General features: G+C 73.9%; 19 protein-coding genes. 14 read left to right on the top strand and 5 right to left on the bottom strand.

Annotated features, from left to right (window positions below; all coding sequences use genetic code 11):
• The first annotated feature begins 1 nt into the window (after position 1).
• The 11 genes from AB2U05_RS02370 to AB2U05_RS02320 all read left to right on the top strand — a co-directional run bounded on the left by AB2U05_RS02370 (position 2) and on the right by AB2U05_RS02320 (position 10,787).
• Positions 2-409, top strand: a complete 408-nt coding sequence (locus tag AB2U05_RS02370) for a hypothetical protein (protein ID WP_045694154.1) — start codon at positions 2-4, stop codon at positions 407-409.
• A gap of 1 nt (position 410) precedes the next feature.
• Positions 411-839 (top strand): hypothetical protein, encoded by a 429-nt coding sequence (locus AB2U05_RS02365; RefSeq protein WP_045694152.1) that lies wholly within the window; start codon positions 411-413, stop codon positions 837-839.
• 112 nt (positions 840-951) lie between these two features.
• A complete protein-coding gene (locus tag AB2U05_RS02360; RefSeq protein ID WP_045694150.1) occupies positions 952-1,203 on the top strand; it encodes an acyl carrier protein in 252 nt (83 codons plus the stop codon).
• Positions 1,203-1,586 (top strand): 3-hydroxyacyl-ACP dehydratase FabZ family protein, encoded by a 384-nt coding sequence (locus AB2U05_RS02355; protein ID WP_045694147.1) that lies wholly within the window; start codon positions 1,203-1,205, stop codon positions 1,584-1,586. Before AB2U05_RS02360 ends, AB2U05_RS02355 begins: the two co-directional genes overlap by 1 nt.
• Positions 1,583-2,086, top strand: coding sequence for a 3-hydroxyacyl-ACP dehydratase FabZ family protein (locus tag AB2U05_RS02350; protein WP_078859742.1), 504 nt, complete (start codon positions 1,583-1,585; stop codon positions 2,084-2,086). The genes AB2U05_RS02355 and AB2U05_RS02350 overlap by 4 nt, the downstream gene beginning before the upstream one ends.
• A complete protein-coding gene (gene fabG / locus AB2U05_RS02345) occupies positions 2,083-2,823 on the top strand; it encodes a 3-oxoacyl-[acyl-carrier-protein] reductase (protein ID WP_045694145.1) in 741 nt (246 codons plus the stop codon). The genes AB2U05_RS02350 and fabG overlap by 4 nt, the downstream gene beginning before the upstream one ends.
• A gap of 143 nt (positions 2,824-2,966) precedes the next feature.
• On the top strand, positions 2,967-3,923 hold the full coding sequence (locus tag AB2U05_RS02340) for an alpha/beta hydrolase (protein WP_078859741.1): 957 nt from the start codon (positions 2,967-2,969) through the stop codon (positions 3,921-3,923).
• On the top strand, positions 3,920-4,498 hold the full coding sequence (locus AB2U05_RS02335; protein ID WP_369182263.1) for a hypothetical protein: 579 nt from the start codon (positions 3,920-3,922) through the stop codon (positions 4,496-4,498). The genes AB2U05_RS02340 and AB2U05_RS02335 overlap by 4 nt, the downstream gene beginning before the upstream one ends.
• 151 nt (positions 4,499-4,649) lie before the next feature.
• Positions 4,650-6,194 (top strand): MFS transporter, encoded by a 1,545-nt coding sequence (locus AB2U05_RS02330; protein ID WP_045694143.1) that lies wholly within the window; start codon positions 4,650-4,652, stop codon positions 6,192-6,194.
• A gap of 31 nt (positions 6,195-6,225) precedes the next feature.
• The gene (locus AB2U05_RS02325; protein ID WP_045694142.1) at positions 6,226-7,644 is read left to right on the top strand and encodes a cytochrome P450; all 1,419 of its coding nucleotides are present in this window, start codon (positions 6,226-6,228) and stop codon (positions 7,642-7,644) included.
• A gap of 302 nt (positions 7,645-7,946) precedes the next feature.
• Entirely contained in the window at positions 7,947-10,787 is a 2,841-nt protein-coding gene (locus AB2U05_RS02320; protein ID WP_369182262.1) for a hypothetical protein, read from the top strand.
• A gap of 13 nt (positions 10,788-10,800) precedes the next feature.
• Here AB2U05_RS02320 and AB2U05_RS02315 read toward each other — a convergent pair whose 3' ends face one another.
• Complete coding sequence (locus AB2U05_RS02315; RefSeq protein ID WP_369182261.1) at positions 10,801-12,498, bottom strand: hypothetical protein; 1,698 nt, start codon at positions 12,496-12,498, stop codon at positions 10,801-10,803.
• Positions 12,499-12,742: 244 nt separating this feature from the next.
• Between AB2U05_RS02315 and AB2U05_RS02310 the strand changes: the two genes are divergently transcribed.
• The 3 genes from AB2U05_RS02310 to AB2U05_RS02300 are packed head-to-tail and all read left to right on the top strand — an operon-like array spanning position 12,743 to position 15,347.
• Entirely contained in the window at positions 12,743-13,825 is a 1,083-nt protein-coding gene (locus AB2U05_RS02310; RefSeq protein ID WP_078859740.1) for an NAD(P)-dependent oxidoreductase, read from the top strand.
• 59 nt (positions 13,826-13,884) lie between these two features.
• Positions 13,885-14,379, top strand: a complete 495-nt coding sequence (locus tag AB2U05_RS02305) for an NUDIX domain-containing protein (protein ID WP_369182260.1) — start codon at positions 13,885-13,887, stop codon at positions 14,377-14,379.
• Positions 14,376-15,347, top strand: coding sequence for a galactokinase (locus tag AB2U05_RS02300; protein WP_369182259.1), 972 nt, complete (start codon positions 14,376-14,378; stop codon positions 15,345-15,347). Before AB2U05_RS02305 ends, AB2U05_RS02300 begins: the two co-directional genes overlap by 4 nt.
• A gap of 16 nt (positions 15,348-15,363) precedes the next feature.
• Here AB2U05_RS02300 and AB2U05_RS02295 read toward each other — a convergent pair whose 3' ends face one another.
• The 4 genes from AB2U05_RS02295 to AB2U05_RS02280 all read right to left on the bottom strand — a co-directional run bounded on the left by AB2U05_RS02295 (position 15,364) and on the right by AB2U05_RS02280 (position 19,535).
• A complete protein-coding gene (locus tag AB2U05_RS02295; protein ID WP_052707245.1) occupies positions 15,364-16,461 on the bottom strand; it encodes a radical SAM protein in 1,098 nt (365 codons plus the stop codon).
• Between the two features lie 62 nt (positions 16,462-16,523).
• The gene (locus AB2U05_RS02290) at positions 16,524-17,348 is read right to left on the bottom strand and encodes a carbohydrate ABC transporter permease (RefSeq protein ID WP_045694135.1); all 825 of its coding nucleotides are present in this window, start codon (positions 17,346-17,348) and stop codon (positions 16,524-16,526) included.
• On the bottom strand, positions 17,345-18,259 hold the full coding sequence (locus AB2U05_RS02285) for a carbohydrate ABC transporter permease (protein ID WP_045694132.1): 915 nt from the start codon (positions 18,257-18,259) through the stop codon (positions 17,345-17,347). Before AB2U05_RS02285 ends, AB2U05_RS02290 begins: the two co-directional genes overlap by 4 nt.
• Positions 18,249-19,535 carry an extracellular solute-binding protein gene (locus AB2U05_RS02280; protein WP_369182258.1) on the bottom strand — a complete coding sequence of 429 codons (1,287 nt, stop codon included), beginning with the start codon at positions 19,533-19,535 and terminating at the stop codon, positions 18,249-18,251. The genes AB2U05_RS02285 and AB2U05_RS02280 overlap by 11 nt, the downstream gene beginning before the upstream one ends.
• Positions 19,536-19,549 lie beyond the last annotated feature (14 nt).

The raw sequence follows: 19,549 nt of genomic DNA, 5'->3' as shown, positions 1-19,549 counted from the left end.
GATGGCCCAGCGGATCCCCGACGCGGACGTGCTGCTCGCCCTGATGGGCGCCCCGCACACCAGCGACATGCTCACCAGCGCCGTCCGGCTGGCCCAGGCCCTGCTGGAGCGCGGCGCCACCGTCCACCTGTGGACCTGCGGCCACGCGACCGGCATCGCCAAGGCCGCACTGGGCGCCACCAAGCCGCGCAACCTGGAGAACTGGGCGCACGGCTACCCGTCCACGCTGGCCCTCGCGGAGCGGCTGCTGGACGCCTTCCCGGAGCAACTGACCTGGTACTCCTGCCGGTTCTGCACCGAGGAGCGCGGCAGCGTGCCCCTGGCCGACCGGATCAAGCTGCGCCCGCCGTTCAAGTTCGCCGAGCACGTGGCGGCGGCGCGCACCACGCTCTTCCTGGGGGTGATCTGAGATGGCGGACCAGACCGAACGGACCGACCGGGAGGACGGGCCCGGCCGGCGGCTGCTGGTCATCGAACGGGCCTACCGCGGCGCGCTGGAGACCCAGTTCGCCGACGTGCTCTACCTCGCCCGCGAACTCAACCGCCAACTGGGCGGCGTGGACGTCCTGCTGCGCGGCCTCGCGGTCACCTTCGCGGCGGCCGACACCCGGCCCGCGCCGTCCGTCCGGGTCGGCCACGACACCCTCGACACCCTGCCGAGCCCGCGCGACTCCGTCCGCAGCCTGCTCGAACACGGCGCCGGGGTCTACGTCGACGCGGCGGACCTCGCCCACTTCGAGGCCGGGCCCGGCTGGCTGCAGCCCGGGGTCCGCCGGGCCGGCGGACCGGACGCGCCGGGCCCGGACTGGTCCGCCTACCGGGACGTCTTCTTCGTCTGACCCCGCCCGGGCCCGTCGACCGGCCCCGGCACCCCCTGACCTCCCTCCGAGCCCCACCCGGCTCCCGGGCCCCGAAGCCCGCGCGAGCACGACCGAACAGGAAGAAGGAATCATGTCGAACGTTGTCCTGGACATGGACGAGCTGCGCACCACCGTCGCCGACGTCCTCGACGTGGACGAGAGCGAACTGACCGACGAGGCCGACTTCGTGAACGAGGTCGGCGTGGACTCGCTGATGGCCATGGAGGTCATGGTCGTCCTGGAGCGCAAGTACGGCGTCACCCTCGGCGAGGAGGAGCTGAAGCAGGTCACCTGCCTGAAGAAGGCCCACGACCTGCTGGCCGACAAGCTCGGACTGGCCTGATGCCCGGCGCGGTCAGCCCGGTGCGGGGCCGCCCCGAGCCGGCGGCGGACGGCGCGGGCACCGCCGCCGTGCTGGTGGCGGCGGACGAGCCGGTCTTCCCGGGCCACTACCCGGGCTTCCCGATCTTCCCCGGGGTCTGCGTGGTGGAGCACGTCCACCTCACCGCCCTCGCCACGCTGCCGAAGCCGGGGCTGAGGCTGGCGGCGATCGAGTCCACCCGCTTCCTCAGCCCGGTCTTCCCCGGCGACCGCCTGGAGGTCGAACTGGCCTGGCAGGAGAAGGACGGCGCCTGGCGCTGCCGCGCGGTGGCCGGCACCGCGCGCGGCCAGGCCGCCGCCGTACGGCTGCGCTTCACCGAGGAGACCGAGGAGGGTGAGCTGTGATCACCGTCGCCGGCATCAAGCGGGTGCTGCCGCACCGCTACCCGATGCTGCTGGTGGACCGGGTCGACGACCTGGTCCCCGGCGAGCGGCTCACCGCCCGCAAGGCGGTGACCGCCAACGAGCCCTGGTACCAGGACCTGCCGGAGGGCGCGGACGACCGGGAGCACGCCTACCCGTCCGTCCTGCTGGTGGAGTCCTGGTGCCAGGCGGCCGGCGTGCTGGCCGCCTGGGACCTGCCCAACCCGGACGTGCTGACCGGGCAGGTGATGCTCTTCGGCGGCATCGCCGACGTGGTCTTCCACCACCCGGTGCTGCCCGGCGACGTGCTGGTGCACCACGTCCGGCTGGTCCGGTCGTTCAGCGACACCGTGATCTTCGAGGGCGAGGCGGCGGTGGACGGCCGCACCGTGCTGGAGATCGGGCGGGTGGTCATGGCGATGCGGCCCGCCACCGAGCTCACCGCCGAGCAGCCGGCGGTGTCCACGAAGGAGATCGGATGAACGCGAGGACGGGCAAGGTGGCCCTGGTCACCGGCGGATCGCGCGGGATCGGCCGGGCCACCGCGCTGCGGCTGGCCGCGGACGGGCACGACGTGGCCTTCTGCTACCGCTCCCGGCCCGACGCGGCCGAGGAGCTGGAGAAGGAGCTCGCCGCGCTCGGCGCCCGCTCCTACAGCCGGCAGACCGACGTCGCCGACCTGCCGCAGGTGCGGGACCTGGTGGCCGCCGTCACCGCGGAGCTCGGCGGCATCGACATCGTCGTCACCTCGGCCGGGATCGTCCGCGACCAGCCGCTGCTGATGATGAAGCAGGAGGACTGGCGGGAGGTGATGGACACCAACCTGGACGGCACGTTCCACGTCTGCCGCTCCGTGGTGTTCGAGATGATGAAGCGCAAGTCCGGCTGCATCATCACCCTCTCCTCGGTCTCCGGCGTTTACGGGAACCCGACGCAGAGCAACTACTCCGCCTCCAAGGCCGGGGTCATCGGCTTCACCAAGGCGCTCGCCAAGGAGGTCGGCCGCTACGGGATCCGGGCCAACGTGGTGGCGCCCGGGTTCATCGAGACCGACATGACCGCCGAACTCCCCGACGCCGTGCGCACCCGGGCGACGGAGAACGTGGCCCTGCGCCGGCTCGGCCGGCCCGAGGAGGTGGCGGACGCCGTCTCCTACCTGGTCGGCGCGCAGTACGTGACCGGCTCGGTGCTCCAGGTCGACGGCGGCATCGTCCTCTGAGGCGCCGCGGCCCGGCGCTGCGGCCCGGCGTCGCGGCGCGCACGGCCGGAACTGACGATCGATCAATTCCGGTAGTGCGCATCAGTTCCGGTGGTGCACAGGCATAATGGGCTCGGCCGGGAATCCGAGCGGGGAGGGAACCGATGGACCGCGCACCGACTGGTGACCAGGACGCGCCCGCCGACACCCGGGGTCGACGGCCGAGCCCGCTGACCAGGGCACTGGCCGTCCTGGCCGTACCCGTGGCGCCGCTGTACGCCGCGGCGCTCTCCTACCTCGTGTACCACCCGCCCCGCCGCCCGCACCACCGCACTCCCGAGGAGTTCGGCCTGGACGCCGAGGAGGTGCTGCTCCCCGTGGGCGGACCGGGGCGGAACCTGCACGTGTGGCTCTGCCCCGGCGGCACGGACCGGGTGGTGGTGGTCGGGCACGGCATCGGGCTGAGCAAGTCCGCGAGCCTCGCCCAGGCCGCGTTCCTGCACGAGGCCGGGTACACGGTGGCGCTGTTCGACCACCGCAACCACGGCCGCAGCTTCACCGACCGCGCCTGCTGGGGCCTGAGCCGGCGCCACACCGACGACGTCGCGGCCGTGGTGGCGTACCTGCGCGAGCAGCGCGGCTACGCCGACGCCAAGGTGGCGGTGTTCGGCTTCTCCTTCTCCACCTTCCCCTCGTTCTACCTGCTGCGCCGGCCCGACTGCCCGGTGGACGCGATCGTCACCGACAGCGGCCCGGCCCGCGAGATCCCGCCGCTGTTCCGCAACTTCATCGAGGCCAAGGGCATCCCGGTGCCCCGGCCGCTGCGCACCGCGCCCGCGCTGGGCGTGCTCAGCCGGGTCTTCGGCTCGGTCGGCACGGCCATGCTGCACGGCGAGTGGCCGCCGCCGGCCGAGGGCGCCTACCTGCGCGTGCCCTCGCTCTTCCTGGCGGGCGAGGAGGACAGCATCATCCCGGTGGACGAGGTGCGCCGGCTCGCGGCCGACTACCCGAAGGCCGAGGTGCTGGTGCTGCCGGGGACGGAGCACCTGCAGGGCCTGAAGACGGTGCCCGAGCAGTACCGCGAGGCCGTGCTCGACTTCCTGAAGCGGTCCCTCGGGTGAGCGCCGTGGTGGTCGATCCGCGCAACTGGGGCGCCCGGCCCGAGGAGCGCGAGGCCCGGTACCCGTGCGAGGGCCTGCTGCCGCCGCCGGCCGAGGAGTGGTTCCGGGCCGTCACCGTCCGGGCCGAGCGCGCCGTGGTGTTCCGCTGGCTGTGCCAGCTGAAGGTCGCCCCGTACAGCTGGGACGTCCTGGACAACTTCGGGCGGCTCAGCCCCCGTTCGCTCACCCCGGGCGCCGAGGTGCTGGAGCGAGGCCAGCGGGTGATGACCATCTTCGAGCTCACCGACTTCGAGGTGGACCGCCACCTGACCATGGTGCTGGACACCCCGTGGGCCCGGGGGGCGTTCGGCGGGTTCGCGATCAGCTACGTCGTCCAGGACGACGGCCCGGGCCTGACCCGGCTGGTGGTCAAGCTGGTGGTGGGCCGGGGCGGCGGGCCGCTGGGGCGGCTGCGCTGCCGGGCGATGGCCTGGGGCGACCTGTTCATGATGCGCCGCCAACTGGAGACCCTGCGCTCGCTCGCCGAGGGCACGGCCGGGGAGCCCGGCCGGTCGGACGGGGCGACTGGCAAGTAATTGCCAATGGAACGCCGCTCGTTGACCCTCAGTGGACAAACCCGACACGATGGGTGCGCGGTGGTGGCGCCAAGCTGACAGCGGGTGCACCCCGGCCGGGCCGGCCTGGTGGGGGCTGAGCGGCAACCCTTCGTCGAGAGGTCGTGCGGACGTGGTGCAGCAGCTTGCCCAGGGGGCATCGGAGCGGCACGGCGCGAGGGGGCCCGGCGCCCGCCAGTGGCTCGCCCTCACCGTCCTGGTGCTCGCGCAGCTGACGGTCTGGCTCGACAACACCATCCTCAACGTCGCGCTGAAGACCCTCGCCTCGCCCGACGACGGCCTGGCCTCCACCCCCAACCAGCTGCAGTGGAGCATCAGTTCCTACACCCTGATCTTCGCCGTGATGCTCTTCACCGGCGGCGTGCTGGGCGACCGGTACGGCCACCGTGCGCTCCTGATGACCGGCCTGGTCGTCTTCGGCGGCGCCTCGCTCTGGGCGGGCCTGTCCACCAGTCCGACCGAACTGATCGTCGCCCGGGGCGCGATGGGCATCGGCAGCGCGCTGATCATGCCGGCCACCCTGTCGCTGATCGCCGCCGTCTTCGACGAGGCCAGGCGGCCGATGGCGATCGCCATCTGGTCCGGCGCGAGCGGACTGGCCATCGCGGCCGGCCCGCTGGTCGGCGGCGCGCTGCTGGAGCGGTTCTGGTGGGGCTCGATCTTCCTGGTGAACCTGCCGCTGGCGGGCCTCGCCATGGTCGGGGCCCGGCTGCTCCTGCCGGTGGCGCGCGGCGAGGTCAAGCCCCGGCTGGATCCGGTCGGCGTGCTGCTCTCCACCGTCGGCCTGCTGTCCCTGGTGTACGGCCTGATCGAGGGCGGCCACCGCAACGACTGGACCACCCCGGTGGTGCTCGGCCCGCTGTTCGGCGGCCTGGCCGTCCTGGTGGTCTTCGTCCTGGTCGAACTGCGCGTGCCCAGCCCGAGCTTCGACGTGCGGCTGTTCCGCAACAGCCGCTTCGCCGGCTCCAGCCTGGCCGTGATGCTGACCTTCTTCGCGCTCAGCGGCTCGATGTACTACACCGCCTTCTACCTGCAGGGCACGCTGAGCCAGACGCCCTTCGAGGCCGGCCTGAACCTGGTGCCGGTCGCGGTCGGCGTGCTCGGCGGCGCCCCGCTCTCGGCCCCGCTGGTCCGCCGGTTCGGCGTCGGCCCGGTCGTCGCGCTGGCCATGGTGGTGTCCGCGGCGACCTTCCTCGCCTACGTGCGGTTCGGCGCGGACACCGCGATGCCCTGGTTCTGGCTCGTGATGCTGGTCCAGGGCCTCGGCATGGGGGCTTCGGTGGCGCCCACCACGGAGGCGATCATGTCCGTGCTGCCGCCGGAGCGCACCGGCGCGGGCGCCGCCGTCAACAACTCGATGCGGCAGATCGGCGGCGTGCTCGGTGTCGCGGTGCTCGGTTCGCTGCTCACCAACTCCTACGCCTCCGACCTCCACCCGAAGCTCGCCGACCTGCCGGCCCCGGCCGCGCACGCCGCCGAGGGGTCCGCCGAGGCCGCCAAGGCGGTGGCCGCGCAGGCCCACCTCCCGCGGCTGGCGGACCTCGCCGACCAGAGCTTCCTGCACGGCATGCACCTCACCTCAGTGGTGGGCGCCGCGGTGGCGGCCCTGGGTGCGCCGGTCATCTGGCTGGCGTTCCGGCGCGCACGCTCGCGCTGACGCCCACCCGTACCCAGAGAGGCCACGACTCATGGCCATTTCGTCCGCTGTCCGCGACCAGTCGCCACCCCGGCTCAAGGGCCGGGCCGTCATCGGCAACACCTGGGAGTTCAAGCAGGACCGGCTGGCACTGTTCTCCCGGACCTTCGAGCAGTGCGGAGACCTCGGCGCCTACAAGGTCGCCGGCCAGTACATGTACCTGGCGAACTCGGTGGAGCTGGTCCACGAGATCCTGATCAAGAACGGCGCCGCGTTCGAGAAGACCGAGCGCTTCCGCGCGTTCGGCAGGCCGCTGCTCGGCGACGGCTTACTGACCGCGTCCAACGAGGTGCACAAGCGGAACCGCCGGATCATCCAGCCGCGCTTCCGCACCGCCGCGGTGAAGACCTCCGTCGACGTGGCCGCCCGAGTGGCGGGCGAGGTGGCCGGGGCCTGGTCCGAGGGCCAGGTGGTGGACGTGCGGCGCGAGATGGTCAAGGTGGTGCTCGGCGTCGTCGGCCGCAACCTGTTCAGCCGTGACATCCTCGGCGAGGCGGACGAACTCGGCAACGCCCTCACCGACGCCATCCACGGCTTCGACTCGCAGGCGAGCGCCCTGATCCCGCTGACCATCGAGTGGCCCACCCCGGCCAACCTGCGGTACCGGCGGGCGATCGAGCGGCTGGAGCGGTCCTTCCACGCCTTCCTTGCGGAGCGGCGCGCACAGGCCGACCGCCCGGACGACTGGCTCAACCTCCTGATGGAGGCCCGCCACGAGGACGGCACGCCGCTGAGCGACCGGCAGATCCGGGACGAGGCGCTCAACATGTTCATGCCCGGCCACGAGACCACGGCCACGGCGCTCACCTGGAGCCTCCACCTGCTCGCCAAGCACCCCGACTGCTACGCGCGGCTGCTGGCCGAGGTGGACGAGGTGCTCGGCGACCGGCCGGTGGTCCTCGACGACCTGCCCCGACTGCCGTACACCCTCCAGGTGTTCAAGGAGGCCATGCGCCTCTACCCGCCGGTCTACTACTTCTCGCGCCAGGCCACCAGGGAGGTGGAGGTGCTCGGCCACCGTCTGCCGGCCGGTGCGACCGTGGTCTTCAGCCCGTACGTGCTGCACCGGCGCGCCGACTACTACCCGGACCCCGAGCGGTTCGACCCGGACCGGTTCGCCCCGGAGCGGGAGGAGCAGCTCCCGCGCCACGCCTACCTGCCGTTCGGCGCCGGGCACCGGGTCTGCATCGGCAACCACCACGCCCTGCTCAACGGCCACGTGGTGCTGGCCGCCCTCGCGCAGCGCGTCGGCCTGGCCAACCTGCCGGGGCACACTCCGGTGACCGACCCCATGGTGACCCTGCGCCCGAAGGACGGACTCCCGATGCGCGTCACCCGCCGCGCGCCCGCCCCCGCCACGGCCCGGCCGGTCGCCGCGGAGGGCTGCCCGTTCCGGGCGGAATCCGACTGAACCCCCGCCGCGACGGCGGCGGCCCCGCCCGGCGGCGCGCACGACGCCGGCCGGGGCCGCCGCCCCGGGTCAACGGATCCGGCGGCCTCCCGGTTCAGCATTTCGCTCGGAGAATGCGCGAAAGGGGAATTCCCCGGCCGGTGAAGTGTGCATGGCATCGCCGTGGCGGAAAGAAATTCGGGGAATTCGCTCATCGGTCACATGATTCGCGCAAGTTCCTTCCGTTCCCGGAGCGGATCTGACAGCATCGTCCGCTATCCGGTGATCGAATACCGGCGATCGCCGCCCCGGGGAGGAACGTGATGCTGGGCTTCGTCGTGCGCGGACGGCGCGGGGGAGAGGCCGCCGCCGACACCGCCCACCGCCCCGCGGGCTGGGTCCGCACCAGACTGCGGGCGAACTCGCCGGCCGCGCTGCTCATGGCGGCCCTCGCGTTCGTCACCGTCTTCCTGGCGGCCGCCTTCCCCCGCGTCGCGGACCGGGGCGCGGACACGGCGCTCCAGGACTTCGTCGGCCGCAACGGCCTCAACCAGACCAGCCTGCAGCTCGCCTCCAGGACCAGGGAGGGCGACGACGCCGCCGAACTCGACAGGGTGCAAAGGGAGTTGACCGAGCTGGTCGGCCGGCAGCTGGCGCTCGCCCCGTCGGGCCGGGCCCACGGCACCCGCGCCCTGGGCGACCACGGCATGGGCAACCCGGAGTACGTCCGGATCGCGGAGAAGCGGACCGACCCCGTCCTCGCCCTGCTCCACCTGAACGACCTGGCCGCCCGGGCCACCCTCACCGACGGCACCTGGCCGACCCCCGCCGCCCCCGGCGCTCCGCTGCCGATCGTGATCAGCAAGAAGGCCGCCGAGACCATCCACATCAAGCTCGGCGACGTCATCGACAACGGCGTCGAGGGCTCGGGCGCCCGGCGCACCACCGTGGTGGTCGGCCTCTACCAGGTCAACGACCCGCAGGACCCGGCCTGGGACGACCTCGGCTGCCCGGCCCGCGCCTGCCTGCGCGCCGACCCCGCCCACGAGCACTGGGCGACCAGCGGATTCGTCGACGGCGGCAGCCTGCCCGCACTGGCCCGCTGGGGCTCGACCGCCGAGAACTTCTGGCGGCTGCCCGTCGACACCTCCTCGCTGCGCGCCGACCGGCTCGACCGGCTGCACGGCATCCTCCGCTCCTTCCTGACCGGGCGCGACGCCACCGCCCTGGCCAGGACGACCGGGCGCCTCGACCTGCACACCACCTCCGGCCTCCCCGACCTGCTCACCCGGGCGGACCAGCGCCACCGGGCCGTGCTGCCGCTGAGCACGATCGGCCCGGCCGGGGTCGCGGGCGTCGCCACCGTGGTGCTGTTCCTGGCCGCCGCCCTCGGCACGGACCGGCGCACCGCCGAGATCGAGCTGCTCCGGGCCCGCGGCGGCTCCCTCGCCGGGGTGCTGCGGCGGCTGATCGGCGAGGGCGCCGTCACCGTCCTGCCCGCCGCCGCGCTCGGGACGGCCCTCGCCCTGGTACTGCTGCCCACCCCCCGGTGGGGCCCCTCGGTGCTGGCGGCCCTGGCCGCGACGCTGATCGCCCTGCTGGCCTTCCCGCTCCGGGCCGCCGCGCTCTGGTCGCGCCGCGGGGCGGTCGGCACTCGGCGGGCGGCGGGTGGCCGGCGCCGGCTGGTCGGCGAACTCGCCGTCCTGGCGGTCACCGCCGCGGCCGTGGCGGAGGTCCGCCGCCGGGGCGTCGGCACCGGTGCCGGACTGGATCCGCTGCTGGTCGCCGCCCCGTTCCTGCTCGCCGTCACCGGCGGGCTGCTGCTGGCCCGGACGGAACCGGTGGCGGTCGGCCGGCTCGCCGCCCTCGCCGGCCGGGGCCGCGGCCTGATCGCCTTCCTCGGCCTGTCCCGGGCCGCCCGCGACAACTCCGGCCGCCGCAAGCCCTCCGCGCTGCCGCTGCTCGCCCTGCTGATCGCCGTCACCACGACCGGCTTCGGCGCCACCGTCCTCGACACCGTCGACCACGTACGGACCCGCGCCGCGCGCATCGCCACGGGCGGGGACATCGGCGTCTCCCTCCCCGGCTACGCCACCCTGACCGCGCCGTTCACCGAGGCCGCCGGCGCGCTGCCGGGCGTCCGGGCCTCGACCGCGGTCTGGGTCGAGCCCCAGGCCCGCTTCCTCAGCGCCGACCGGAACTACACCGAGGCCTACCTGGTGATGGTGGTCGATCCGGCGGCGTACGCCGAGATCGCCCGGACCCTCGGGGCCGGCGAGTTCGATCCGGCGACGCTGGCCGGGACGCCCGGCGGCCGGGACACCCCGGTGCCCGCACTGGTCAGCCGCGACCTGGCCGAGCGCCTGGCCACCGGGCCGGCCCAGGTGCGCACGCCCAACGGCAACGACCTGCCCCTGGCCCTCGCCGGGACGGTCTCCGCCACCCCCGCCCTGCCGGACCCGGGCAAGCCGTTCGCCGTCGTCCCCGCCGGCCCCGCCTGGGAGCACCTGCCGGACGCCAAGCGGGTGAACCGGTGGTTCGCCGTCGGCGACGTCGACCCCGAAGGCGTCCGGGCGGCCCTGCGGACCAACGGCGGGGCCCAGCCGGTCGGCCTGGCCAAACTGGTCGCGGACGACGCCACCGCCGTCGGCAAGGACACCCACGGCCTGCCCGCCGGCTACACGGTGCACAGCAGCCGGGAGACCGCCGCCGCGCTCGCCGACGACCCGCTGCAGCACGCCGCCGGGCGGCTGTTCTGGTACGCGGCCGCCGCCGGCGCCGGATTCGCCCTGCTCGCCGTCCTGCTGACGCTGCTCCGGGCCGCCCCCGACCGCACCGCGCTGCTCGCCCGGCTGCGCACCATGGGCCTGCGGCCGCGCCAGGGGCTCGCGCTGATCGTCACCGAGGCGCTCTCGCAGACCCTCGCGGCGGCCCTCGGCGGCGCCCTGGTCGCGGTCGCGGCGGTCGCCCTGCTGGGCGGCGCCTTCGACATCTCCGCACTGGTCGGCGTCCGGGTCGGCGAGGTCATCACCCCCGTCCCGATGCCGGTGCTGCTGCCCACCGCGGGCCTGACCCTGCTGGCCGGCCTCGCCGTGGTCGCCGAGACCCTGGTCGCGGGCCGCCGCCAGATCGCCACCGAACTGCGGGCGGGCGAACAGCCGTAGCAGTCCTGGCGATTCAGATCCCGGTGAGCAGCGTCCCCTCGTACGCCAGCCACTGGGCGAAGGCGTGCAGCCCCTTCGCGTGGTCGGTCGCCGGTGCCCACGCGGGCGGGCGGGGGCCGTCCGGGCACGCGGGCCGGGGGGACGGGCGTTCGGCCGCGGGCGGGGCGGTCCGGACCGGCACCGGGCGGACGGCCGCGTGCACGGCGTGCGCCAACTCGCCGAGCGTGGTGGGCTTTTCGGGCGCGACGGTCAGGGTGTGGGCGGCCGGCCGGGTGCGGAGCACCGCCAGGACGGCGTCGGCCAGGTCGTCCGCGTACACGGGGTGCACCTCGGTGTCGGGGCTGCCCTGGACGGTCACCGGCCGGCTGCGCAGGGCGTCCCACACCATGCGCCCGATGAGGGTGTCCCGGGAGCAGCCGGGGCCGTACACCTCGCCCACGGCCAGGGTGTAGGGCCGCGGGTCGTCGGGCAGTCGGATGGTCAGTTCCCGGGCGGGGGCTCCCGCGCGCAGGCCGGTGAGGTCGAGGACGGCGTCGGGCGCTTCGGCGCCGGCCAGGTCGGCCAGCCGCCGCACGAGGTGCTCGCCGAGCGGAGTGGCGCCGCCGTGGACGCTCAGGCCGCCGCGGACGGTCGGGCCGCCGCGCCGCCGGGGGCGCCGGGGAGCCGGGTGGTCGGCGGCCTCGTGTCCGGCGGCCAGGGCCCGCGCCGCCACGGCCGCCAGGGCCTCGCGGCGTTCGGCGAGCTGCTCCTCGGTGCTGGTGTTGCTGATGCCGCCGGTGCCGATCGTGGCCATCGCCTCGGCGTACACCTCCGGCCGCACCGCGGGCCCGCCGCCGGCGGCGTCCGGGCCGAGGCGGGCGGCCTCGTGGCCCATGGCGAGGGCGGTGAGCCAGGTGCCGCGGACGTCCGGCCGGTCGGCCTCCGGCCCGGGCGGGGTGAGCAGCGAGCCGGGCAGGCCCAGGCCGTGCAGGTACTGCTCGCAGTCCAGGTGCAGCCAGCGCTCGGGGCCGGGGCCGGCGACCCGGACGGCGCAGCGGGCGATGCCGTACTTGAAGAACGGCAGGACGGTCAGGCCGGTCAGCCGGTCCCCCTCCTCGCCCGGCCGGTCGTCGGGGAGGAAGCAGACCGAGCGGCGCGGCCCCCGGAAGGCGTTGCCCGAGATCGAGCCGTCGTCCTGGTGCTCGGCGAGGTTGGGGACGGCGACGTAGCGGGGGACGCCGTTCTCGCGCAGGTAGCGGTTCATCAGGATGTCGTCGGGCCAGCCGCCGAGGCGCTCGCGGCCGTAGCAGACGAAGCCCTCGGCGACGCCGCGGGGCAGCACGATCGCGACGCACGGGAAGTACTCGTTGACGGCGCCGACCCAGCGGGCGCCCGCCATGGCGCCGAAGCGGACGGCCGCTCCGTTGCGGGAGTCCCACAGGGCGAACAGCGCCAGCGCCGCGTCCGGCATCGCGGCGACGGCGAGGCGGACCCGTTCGAAGAACGATTCGGACAACAGCATGTCGTCCTGGACGACCAGTTGGTGGGTGGCGCCGTCCTCGACGGCCTCCCAGGCGGCGAGCGCCGTGCGCAGCACCGAGGGGGTGCCGGTCGGGTCCGGGTCCATGACGACGCGCAGCGCGCCCGGGGGCGCGGCCCGGGCCATCCGCTCGGCGGCCCGCCGGCGCGTGGGGTGGGTCATGACCACCCCGCTGAGCTGATGACGCGTCATGTGTGTTCCCCATCTCTCGTGTGGAGCCCGGGACTTGGCGGTACGGGTGTGGTTCCGGTCCGCTGCGGATGTCGCCGGTTCCGGACAGTACGGATCGCGCCGGGGGCTGGCAAGAGTGCCGAATTCGCTCTGGCGGAGCGGTGGGGAGTCCCGGATGCTGGCCTGGCACGCCACCTTCCGTGGGAAGCCTGTGGCTGTGTGTGAGCGCGCATCCGAGTTCGCCGTCGCCACGGAAAGGACACCCATGTCCGCTGGATCGCACGCGCCATCGAACGGAACCGGGGCCGAGGACGCCGAGAGCGTCGGGCCCCGGCTGGAGAAACTCCGCGACGCCCGCGTCGTCGTGACGGGCGGCGGGGGCCTGGTGGGCAGCCGGCTCACCGCCCTGCTGTGCCGGGCGGGCGCGGACGTCGCCGTCCTGGACCGGATGGACGCCTACCCCGAGTCCGGCCACGAGGTCTTCGGGGTGGCGGGGACGGGCGCCCGGCTCGTCGTCGGCGACGTGTGCGACCGCGAGGCGGTCGCCGGGCTGGTCCGGGAAGCCGACTTCGTGGTCCACGCGGCCGCCTACGCGGACGTGGCGGCCTGCACCCGCAATCCCGGGATCGCGTTCCGGGCCAACGTGCAGGGCACCCAGGTCGTCCTGGAGGAGTCGGCGCGGGCGCGGGTGCGCCGGGTGGTGCTGGTCTCCTCCGCGTCCGTGTACGGCGACGGCCCCGCCGACTCGCCCGGCCCGCACGTGTTCCACGAGGACCAGGCGCTGTTCCCGCTGTCGGTCTACGCGAACGGCAAGTTGTGGGCGGAGCACCAGACCCGGCTGATGCTCGGGGCGTCCTCCGACTGCGAGTACGCGATCGTCCGGTACTTCTCGGTGTACGGGGAGCCGCAGATCCCGAAGCCCGGCAGCCACTCCTGGATGGTGCCCTGGCTCTCCCTGCAGGCCCGGCTCGGCCGCCCGATGCGGCTGAACGGCGGCGGCGTCCAGGTGCGGGACCTGGTCCACGTCGAGGACGTGGCCGAGGCGACGGCGCTCGCGCTCGTCGAGGAGGGGATGGCGGGCCGGACGGTGAACGTGGGGACGGGCCGCCCGACGTCCGTCCGGGAGGTCGCGGACCTGCTCGCCCCGTACTTCCCGGGGGCCCGGCGGATCGTCACCCCGCGCCCCGAGGGCGATCCGCTCGGCGGGTACGCCTGCACGGAGCGCTCCCGGGAGCTGCTGCGCTGGCGGGCCCGGATCGACGTGGCACAGGGCGTGGACCGGTACGTGCGGTGGCTGGAGTCGACGCCCGAGGCGGTGCCGCGCTGGCTGGCGGAGGACGGTGCGTGACAGTCTGTGGGGCCGTGGGCGCCCGCCGCGGGGCGGGCGGCGAGGGAGGCGGTACGGGCATGGCCTACGTCGGGTCGTACATCTGGTCGCTGCGTCAGAAGGTGGGCGACAGACGGCTGTTGGTGCCGGGGGCCCAGGTCCTGCTGCTCGACGGGGACGGCCGGGGGCTGTTCCAGCAGCGGGTCGACACGGGCGTGTGGGAGCTGCCCGCGGGCGCCTGCGAGGAGGACGGCGGCTTCGCCGACGCGGCCGTGCGGGAGGTGGCGGAGGAGACCGGGCTGCGGGTGGAGAAGGAGGACCTGGTCGCGTTCGGGTCGATCTCCGAACCGGCCGTGCACACCCTGACCTACCCGAACGGGGACGTCACCCACTGCTTCGCGCTGTGCTTCGCGGCCCGGCGCTGGTCGGGGGAGCTGGCCCCCGGGGCGGACGAGGTGCGGCGCGCGCTGTTCCGGCCGCTGGACGACCCGCCGGGCCCGCTGCACCCGCCCACCCGGCTCGCGCTGGCGATGTACCGGGAGTTCCTCGTCGACGGGAGGTTCCGGGCCAGGTGAGCGAAGAACACGCGATCCGCGCGGCGGTGCCGTGCCGGGCGTGCCTGTCCGGCGAGGACCTGGACTGGCTGGGCGGCGGGCGCTCGGTCAGCCTGGCCCTGGACCTGCCGACCACGGTCGAGGTCGTGCCCGGCGAGACGACCGAGGTGGCGGCGGCGGACGACTGGCCGGCGCAGGTGTGGACCTTCCTGCGCGGCCGGCTCCCCGGGCTGACGCCGCGCCCGCCGGCCGTCCGCGTCCGCAGCCAGGCACCCCCCGCGAGCGGCCTGTCCTCGTCCACGGCGCTGATCGTGGCGCTGTTCCGGGCCTTCGCCGAGGCCGGGTCGCCGCCCGGCGAGCGGGTGCCGGAGGGCTCGATCGTCCAGTGGGCGTACGAGTTCGAGTTCGCCCGCTTCAACGGCGGCGGCATGGACCACCTCGCCGTCGCCGAGGGCGGCGCGCTGCTGCTCGACGGCCGGGAGCGCGGCCTGCCGCGGGTGCGGGAGCGGCTGGAGTTCCCGGACGACTGGCGGGTGGTCGTGGTGGACTCCGGCACCCGGAAGGACACCCGCGACCACATCCGCACGGTGCGGGCGCAGCTCGCGGCCGGCGATCCCGACCTGGCGGCCTACCGGGCCGAGGCCGACCGGGCGTCCGCCGCCGCCTGGGCGGCGCTGCGCGGGCGCGACCACGAGGCGCTGGGGGCGGCGATGGCCCGGGCGCACGCGGCGATGCGCGACTTCCAGGGCATGTCGACCCCGCTGCTGGAGGAGCTGCGCTCGCTGGCGCTGCGTGCCGCCGGGCTGCCGCTGAAGGTCAGCGGGGCCGGTGGTGGCGGCTCGCTGGTCGGGGTGTGCCGCGCCGCCGACGCGCCCGGGGTGGTGGCGCGCCTGGCGGAGGCGCTGCGCGGCCCGCACCCCGGGGCCCGGGTGATCCCCGCCCGGGCGGCCCCGGGGAGCCGGAGCCGCCGGGCGGACGTCGGAGCCTAGCGACAGGCCCTGAGGGTCACAGGAACGGGTCGTAGTCCTCGTCGAGGGGGGCTGCGCCCGTTCCTTCCGCTATCCGCTCCAGCTCCAGGTTGGAACGGTGCCGCGCGCAGTGGAAGCGGCAGTCCCGGCTCGGGTCGACGATGCCGCGGTCCGAGCCCTGCCAGATGTCGGTGAGGTCGTCGGTGACGGCGTCGCCGATCCTGGCCAGCGGGTTGCCCCGGTGGTAGGCGCAGACGTACACGCCGGACGGGGTGATCAGGGTGCGCAGCTCGGCGACCCGGCAGCGGTGGTAGTCCTTGGGCTGGACGGGCCCGCTGTGGCGGCGCAGCGAGGTGAGGGTGGAGGAGTTGACGAGCTGGAAGCTGTCGCTCCGCAGCCGGGCCGCCTCGGCCAGCTGCCGCTCCACCGAGTCGAGGATGTCCTGGGGCACCTGGACGACGTGGTGCTCGTCGTCGAACATCGCCTTGGTCTCGAAGTAGTCGCAGCCGATGTCGTGGGCGAGTTCGGCGGCGCGCAGCACCTCGGTGTGGTTGCTGACGGTCCGGCCGTCCGGCTCCCGGCGGGTCATGACGAGGAAGGAGTAGCCGAGGGCGCCGGTCTTGGCCCCGGCGAGCAGCCGCATGTTCGCGACGACCTTGTCGAAGACGCTGCGCCCCTTGCGGTCGGGGCGGAAGAGGCCGTACGTCTCGGCGGTGCCGGCGTCCATGGAGACGCGGACCCAGGTGGCGTACCGGGCGAGTTCGTCGAGGTTCTTGTCGATCATGGTGCCGTTGGTGACGACGCCGACGGCCAGGCCGGCCTCGCCGAGGATCCGCAGGACCCGGCGGGTGCCCCGGTGGGCGAGCGGTTCGCCGCCGCCGATCAGCACCACCGCCCGGACGGACAGGGCGACGAGCTCCTCGGCGAGCGCGGCCAGCCGTTCGGGGGTGAAGCGGCCCTGGTTGAGGAGCTTTCCGCTGATGCACTCGGGGCAGGCCAGGTCGCAGAAGGTGGTCGGGTCGAGGTCCACGACGAGTGGGGCCTCGGAGGTGGCCCCCGAGGCGGCCCGCAGGACGCGGGGCCAGCCGGAGGGCTGGTACAGCTTGGACACGAGATCGAGGCGGTCGTGCGTCACGGAATCCTCCTGTGGACGTGAACGGGGTGCCGCCCGGCAACCCGGGTCTGCTGCGCTCGCGGTCAGCCCTTGACCGCGCCGACCGCGAGGCCGGAGGCGATCCTGCGCTGGACGACGAGGAAGAACACCACGACGGGCAGGGCGGTGAGCGTGGCGCCCGCCATGAGGCCGCCGTAGTCCGTCCCGAAGCTGGTCTGGAAGGAAACCAGCCAGATGCTGACGGTCTGTTTCTCCGGGCTCGACAGCAGCACGTAGACGAGGACGTACTCGTTCCACGCCTGGACGAGGGCGAAGACGGAGGTGGCGATGATGCCGGGCGCGAGCAGCGGCAGCACCACCCGGCGGAACGCGCCGAGGCGGCCGCAGCCGTCGACCATGGCCGCCTCCTCCAGTTCCACGGGGACGCCGGCGATGAACCCGCGCAGCATCCACACCGTGAACGGCAGGGTGAACACCAGGTAGGTGAGGATCACCCCGGTGATGCTGTCGGTCATCCCGACGTCGTTCAGCAGCAGGTACACCGGGATGATCAGGGCCGTCAGCGGGACCATCTGGACGATCAGGATCACCACGACGAAGGCCTTGCGGCCCGCGAACCGGAAGCGGGCGAGGGCGAAGGCCGCGAGGGTGCCGACGACCAGCGACACCAGGACGGTGCCGAGGCCGATGACGACGCTGGAGCGGACGTTGGCCCAGAAGGTCTCCGTGCCCAGCGCCCGGGCGAAGTTGTCGAAGGTCGGCCGGCCCGGCCAGAACCTCGGCGGCAGGCTCAGGATCTCGTGGGCCGGCCGGAACGCGGTCAGCACCATCCAGTAGACCGGGAAGCCCACCACCGCGGCGAGGGCCAGCCCGAGCAGGTCGTGTCCCAGCGACCGCCGTCGCCTCATTCGGCCTCTCCCGTCCTGAGCATCTGACGCAGGTACACGACCGAGCCGGCGAGCAGCAGGACGACCGTCACCAGCGCGATCGCCGCCCCCGTGCTGTACCGGTTCACGGCGAACGACTCGATGAAGGAGTAGACGCCCAGCAGGTAGTACTCCCGCTCGGGCTGGCCGCCGCGCATCAGCCAGATCTGGTTGAAGACCCCGAAGTCCCAGATCGCCGTCAGCGTGGTGACCATGAGCAGGACCGGCCGGATCACCGGGAGGGTGACGTGCCGGAAGACCTGGAACGGCCGGGCGCCGTCGAGCACCGCGGACTCCTCCAGCTCGGGCGGGACCTGCGCCAGCGCGGCCCGCAGAGTGATCGCGGCGAACGGCAGCGAACCCCACACCACGACCGCGACGATGACGGTGAACCCCTCCCAGGGGTTGGTGAACCAGTTGTGCTTGGCCAGGTCCACCCCGGGCAGGTTCGAGAGCAGCCAGTTCACCACGCCGTAGTCGGCGTCGAAGAGCCAGCGGAAGATCGACCCGGCGACCATGACCGGCATCGCCCACACCATGACCAGCACCCCGGAGATGACGGAGCGCACCCACGGGGAGACCCGGTGCATCAGCAGCGCGGTCACCATCCCGCAGAACACCGTCAGGGCGACGCACACCGCGGTGAAGAGCACCGTGCGGGCCACCACCGTCCAGAAGAACGCGTCCCCGAGGATCCGGCGGAACTGCCGGAGCCCGGCCCAGGGCGGCGACGAGCCGCTGAACAGCTGTTCCCGGGTCATGTCCTGGAAGGAGAGGACGACCATGTCCACGAGCGGGTAGCCGAGCACCAGGACGAGCGCGAGGACGGTCGGGCCGATCAGCAGGTACGGCAGCAGGCGCGGGCGCCGCCGCCGGCCCCGGTCAGCGCTCATTGATCACTTCGTCGATCCGCCGGTCGGCCTCCCGCGCCGCGTCCTGCACCGAGGCCTTGCCGTTGGCGATCCGCTCCAGCATCTCGGGCAGGACGTTGGACTTCTCCACCGACGTCCAGCCGGGCGCGAACGGGGTCATCCAGCCCCCGGTCGCCGCGGCCTGGGCAGCCGGCCCGTTGATGCCGCCGGCGGCGACCTCGGCCAGCTGGGCGGTGTTGTTGGGCAGGGTGTTCGCGGCGATCAGGGTCTGCTGCGACTGCCGGTCGGTGAACATCCCGATCCAGTCGGCGGCCAGGTCCTTGCGGGTCGACTTGACCGGGACGGCCAGGGTGGAGCCGCCGAGGAACGGCGGCAGGAGCTTTCCGGACGGGCCGGGGAACGGGAAGGTGGCGAACCGGCCCTTGAGCGTCGGGTCCCCGCCGGCGTGCTCGTCGGCGGCGGCGTCCGCCTCCCAGGTGTTGCCGTAGAAGACGCCGACCCGGCCCTGGGCGACGACGCCCGGCTGGTCGCCGTTGTCCTTGGCGCGGTCGCCCACGTAGTAGGCGTCGATCAGCCGCTTCCACTCGGTGAGCCCGGCGACGGACTTCGGGGAGGACAGCGCGCCCTTCCACGTGCCGCCGTCCTGCACCGCGATCTCGCCGCCCGCGTCCTTCACCCAGGCCATCGCCGCGTACCAGTAGCGGCCGGGCATGTAGAGGGCGGAGAAGTTCGGGTCCTCGGCGCCGAGGGTGCCCTTCAGCCGGTCGAGCGCGGACATGAGCTCGGGGTACGTCCTCGGCGGGCCGGCGACACCGGCGCGGGTGAAGTAGTCCGTGCGGTAGACGCCCACCCGGGCCCCGACGTAGTACGGCACGCAGTAGGTCCTGCCGTCGTGGCGGCAGGCGTCGGCGAGCGCCGGCAGCCAGGAGCCCGACTGGTCGAAGCGGGACGGGTCGAGCGTGGCGAAGGCGCCGTTGACGATGTAGTTGGTGGTCTCGCTGTTGCCCATCTCCACCACGTCGGGCACGTTCTTCCCGGCGAGGACGGCGTCCAGCTTCTGGTTCTTCGTCGTCCACTGCTGGTACTGGACGTCGACCGCGACCCCGGGGTGCGCCTTCGCGAACCGGTCATTGGTGGACTGGACCAGTTGCGGCCAGCTCTCCTGGGCGTCCACGGCCAGCCACACCGTCAGCTTGCCGCCGGCCCCGGAGCTCCCGCTCCCCGAGCCGCACCCCGCCGCGGCCAGGGACAGGAACAGCGCCAGCGCGAGGGGGCGATGGGACGAGCGAAGAGCCATGAGGTCTCCAAGTT

The organism is Streptomyces sp. Y1 (assembly GCF_041053115.1).
GTDB lineage: Bacteria > Actinomycetota > Actinomycetes > Streptomycetales > Streptomycetaceae > Kitasatospora > Kitasatospora rubellomurina.
Note: the sequence above shows the minus strand (reverse complement) of the source record. Positions and strands in the feature narration are given on the sequence as shown.

Bases quoted from the DNA above. Each gene is read 5' to 3' on its own strand.
- AB2U05_RS02290 (WP_045694135.1), bottom strand. From the start codon at position 17,348: ATGAGGCGACGGCGGTCGCTGGGACACGACCTGCTCGGGCTGGCCCTC.
- AB2U05_RS02315 (WP_369182261.1), bottom strand. From the start codon at position 12,498: ATGACGCGTCATCAGCTCAGCGGGGTGGTCATGACCCACCCCACGCGC.
- AB2U05_RS02370 (WP_045694154.1), top strand. From the start codon at position 2: ATGGCCCAGCGGATCCCCGACGCGGACGTGCTGCTCGCCCTGATGGGC.
- AB2U05_RS02360 (WP_045694150.1), top strand. From the start codon at position 952: ATGTCGAACGTTGTCCTGGACATGGACGAGCTGCGCACCACCGTCGCC.
- AB2U05_RS02305 (WP_369182260.1), top strand. From the start codon at position 13,885: ATGGCCTACGTCGGGTCGTACATCTGGTCGCTGCGTCAGAAGGTGGGC.
- AB2U05_RS02340 (WP_078859741.1), top strand. From the start codon at position 2,967: ATGGACCGCGCACCGACTGGTGACCAGGACGCGCCCGCCGACACCCGG.
- AB2U05_RS02325 (WP_045694142.1), top strand. From the start codon at position 6,226: ATGGCCATTTCGTCCGCTGTCCGCGACCAGTCGCCACCCCGGCTCAAG.
- AB2U05_RS02280 (WP_369182258.1), bottom strand. From the start codon at position 19,535: ATGGCTCTTCGCTCGTCCCATCGCCCCCTCGCGCTGGCGCTGTTCCTG.
- AB2U05_RS02355 (WP_045694147.1), top strand. From the start codon at position 1,203: ATGCCCGGCGCGGTCAGCCCGGTGCGGGGCCGCCCCGAGCCGGCGGCG.
- AB2U05_RS02285 (WP_045694132.1), bottom strand. From the start codon at position 18,259: ATGAGCGCTGACCGGGGCCGGCGGCGGCGCCCGCGCCTGCTGCCGTAC.
- AB2U05_RS02320 (WP_369182262.1), top strand. From the start codon at position 7,947: ATGCTGGGCTTCGTCGTGCGCGGACGGCGCGGGGGAGAGGCCGCCGCC.
- AB2U05_RS02365 (WP_045694152.1), top strand. From the start codon at position 411: ATGGCGGACCAGACCGAACGGACCGACCGGGAGGACGGGCCCGGCCGG.
- fabG (WP_045694145.1), top strand. From the start codon at position 2,083: ATGAACGCGAGGACGGGCAAGGTGGCCCTGGTCACCGGCGGATCGCGC.
- AB2U05_RS02310 (WP_078859740.1), top strand. From the start codon at position 12,743: ATGTCCGCTGGATCGCACGCGCCATCGAACGGAACCGGGGCCGAGGAC.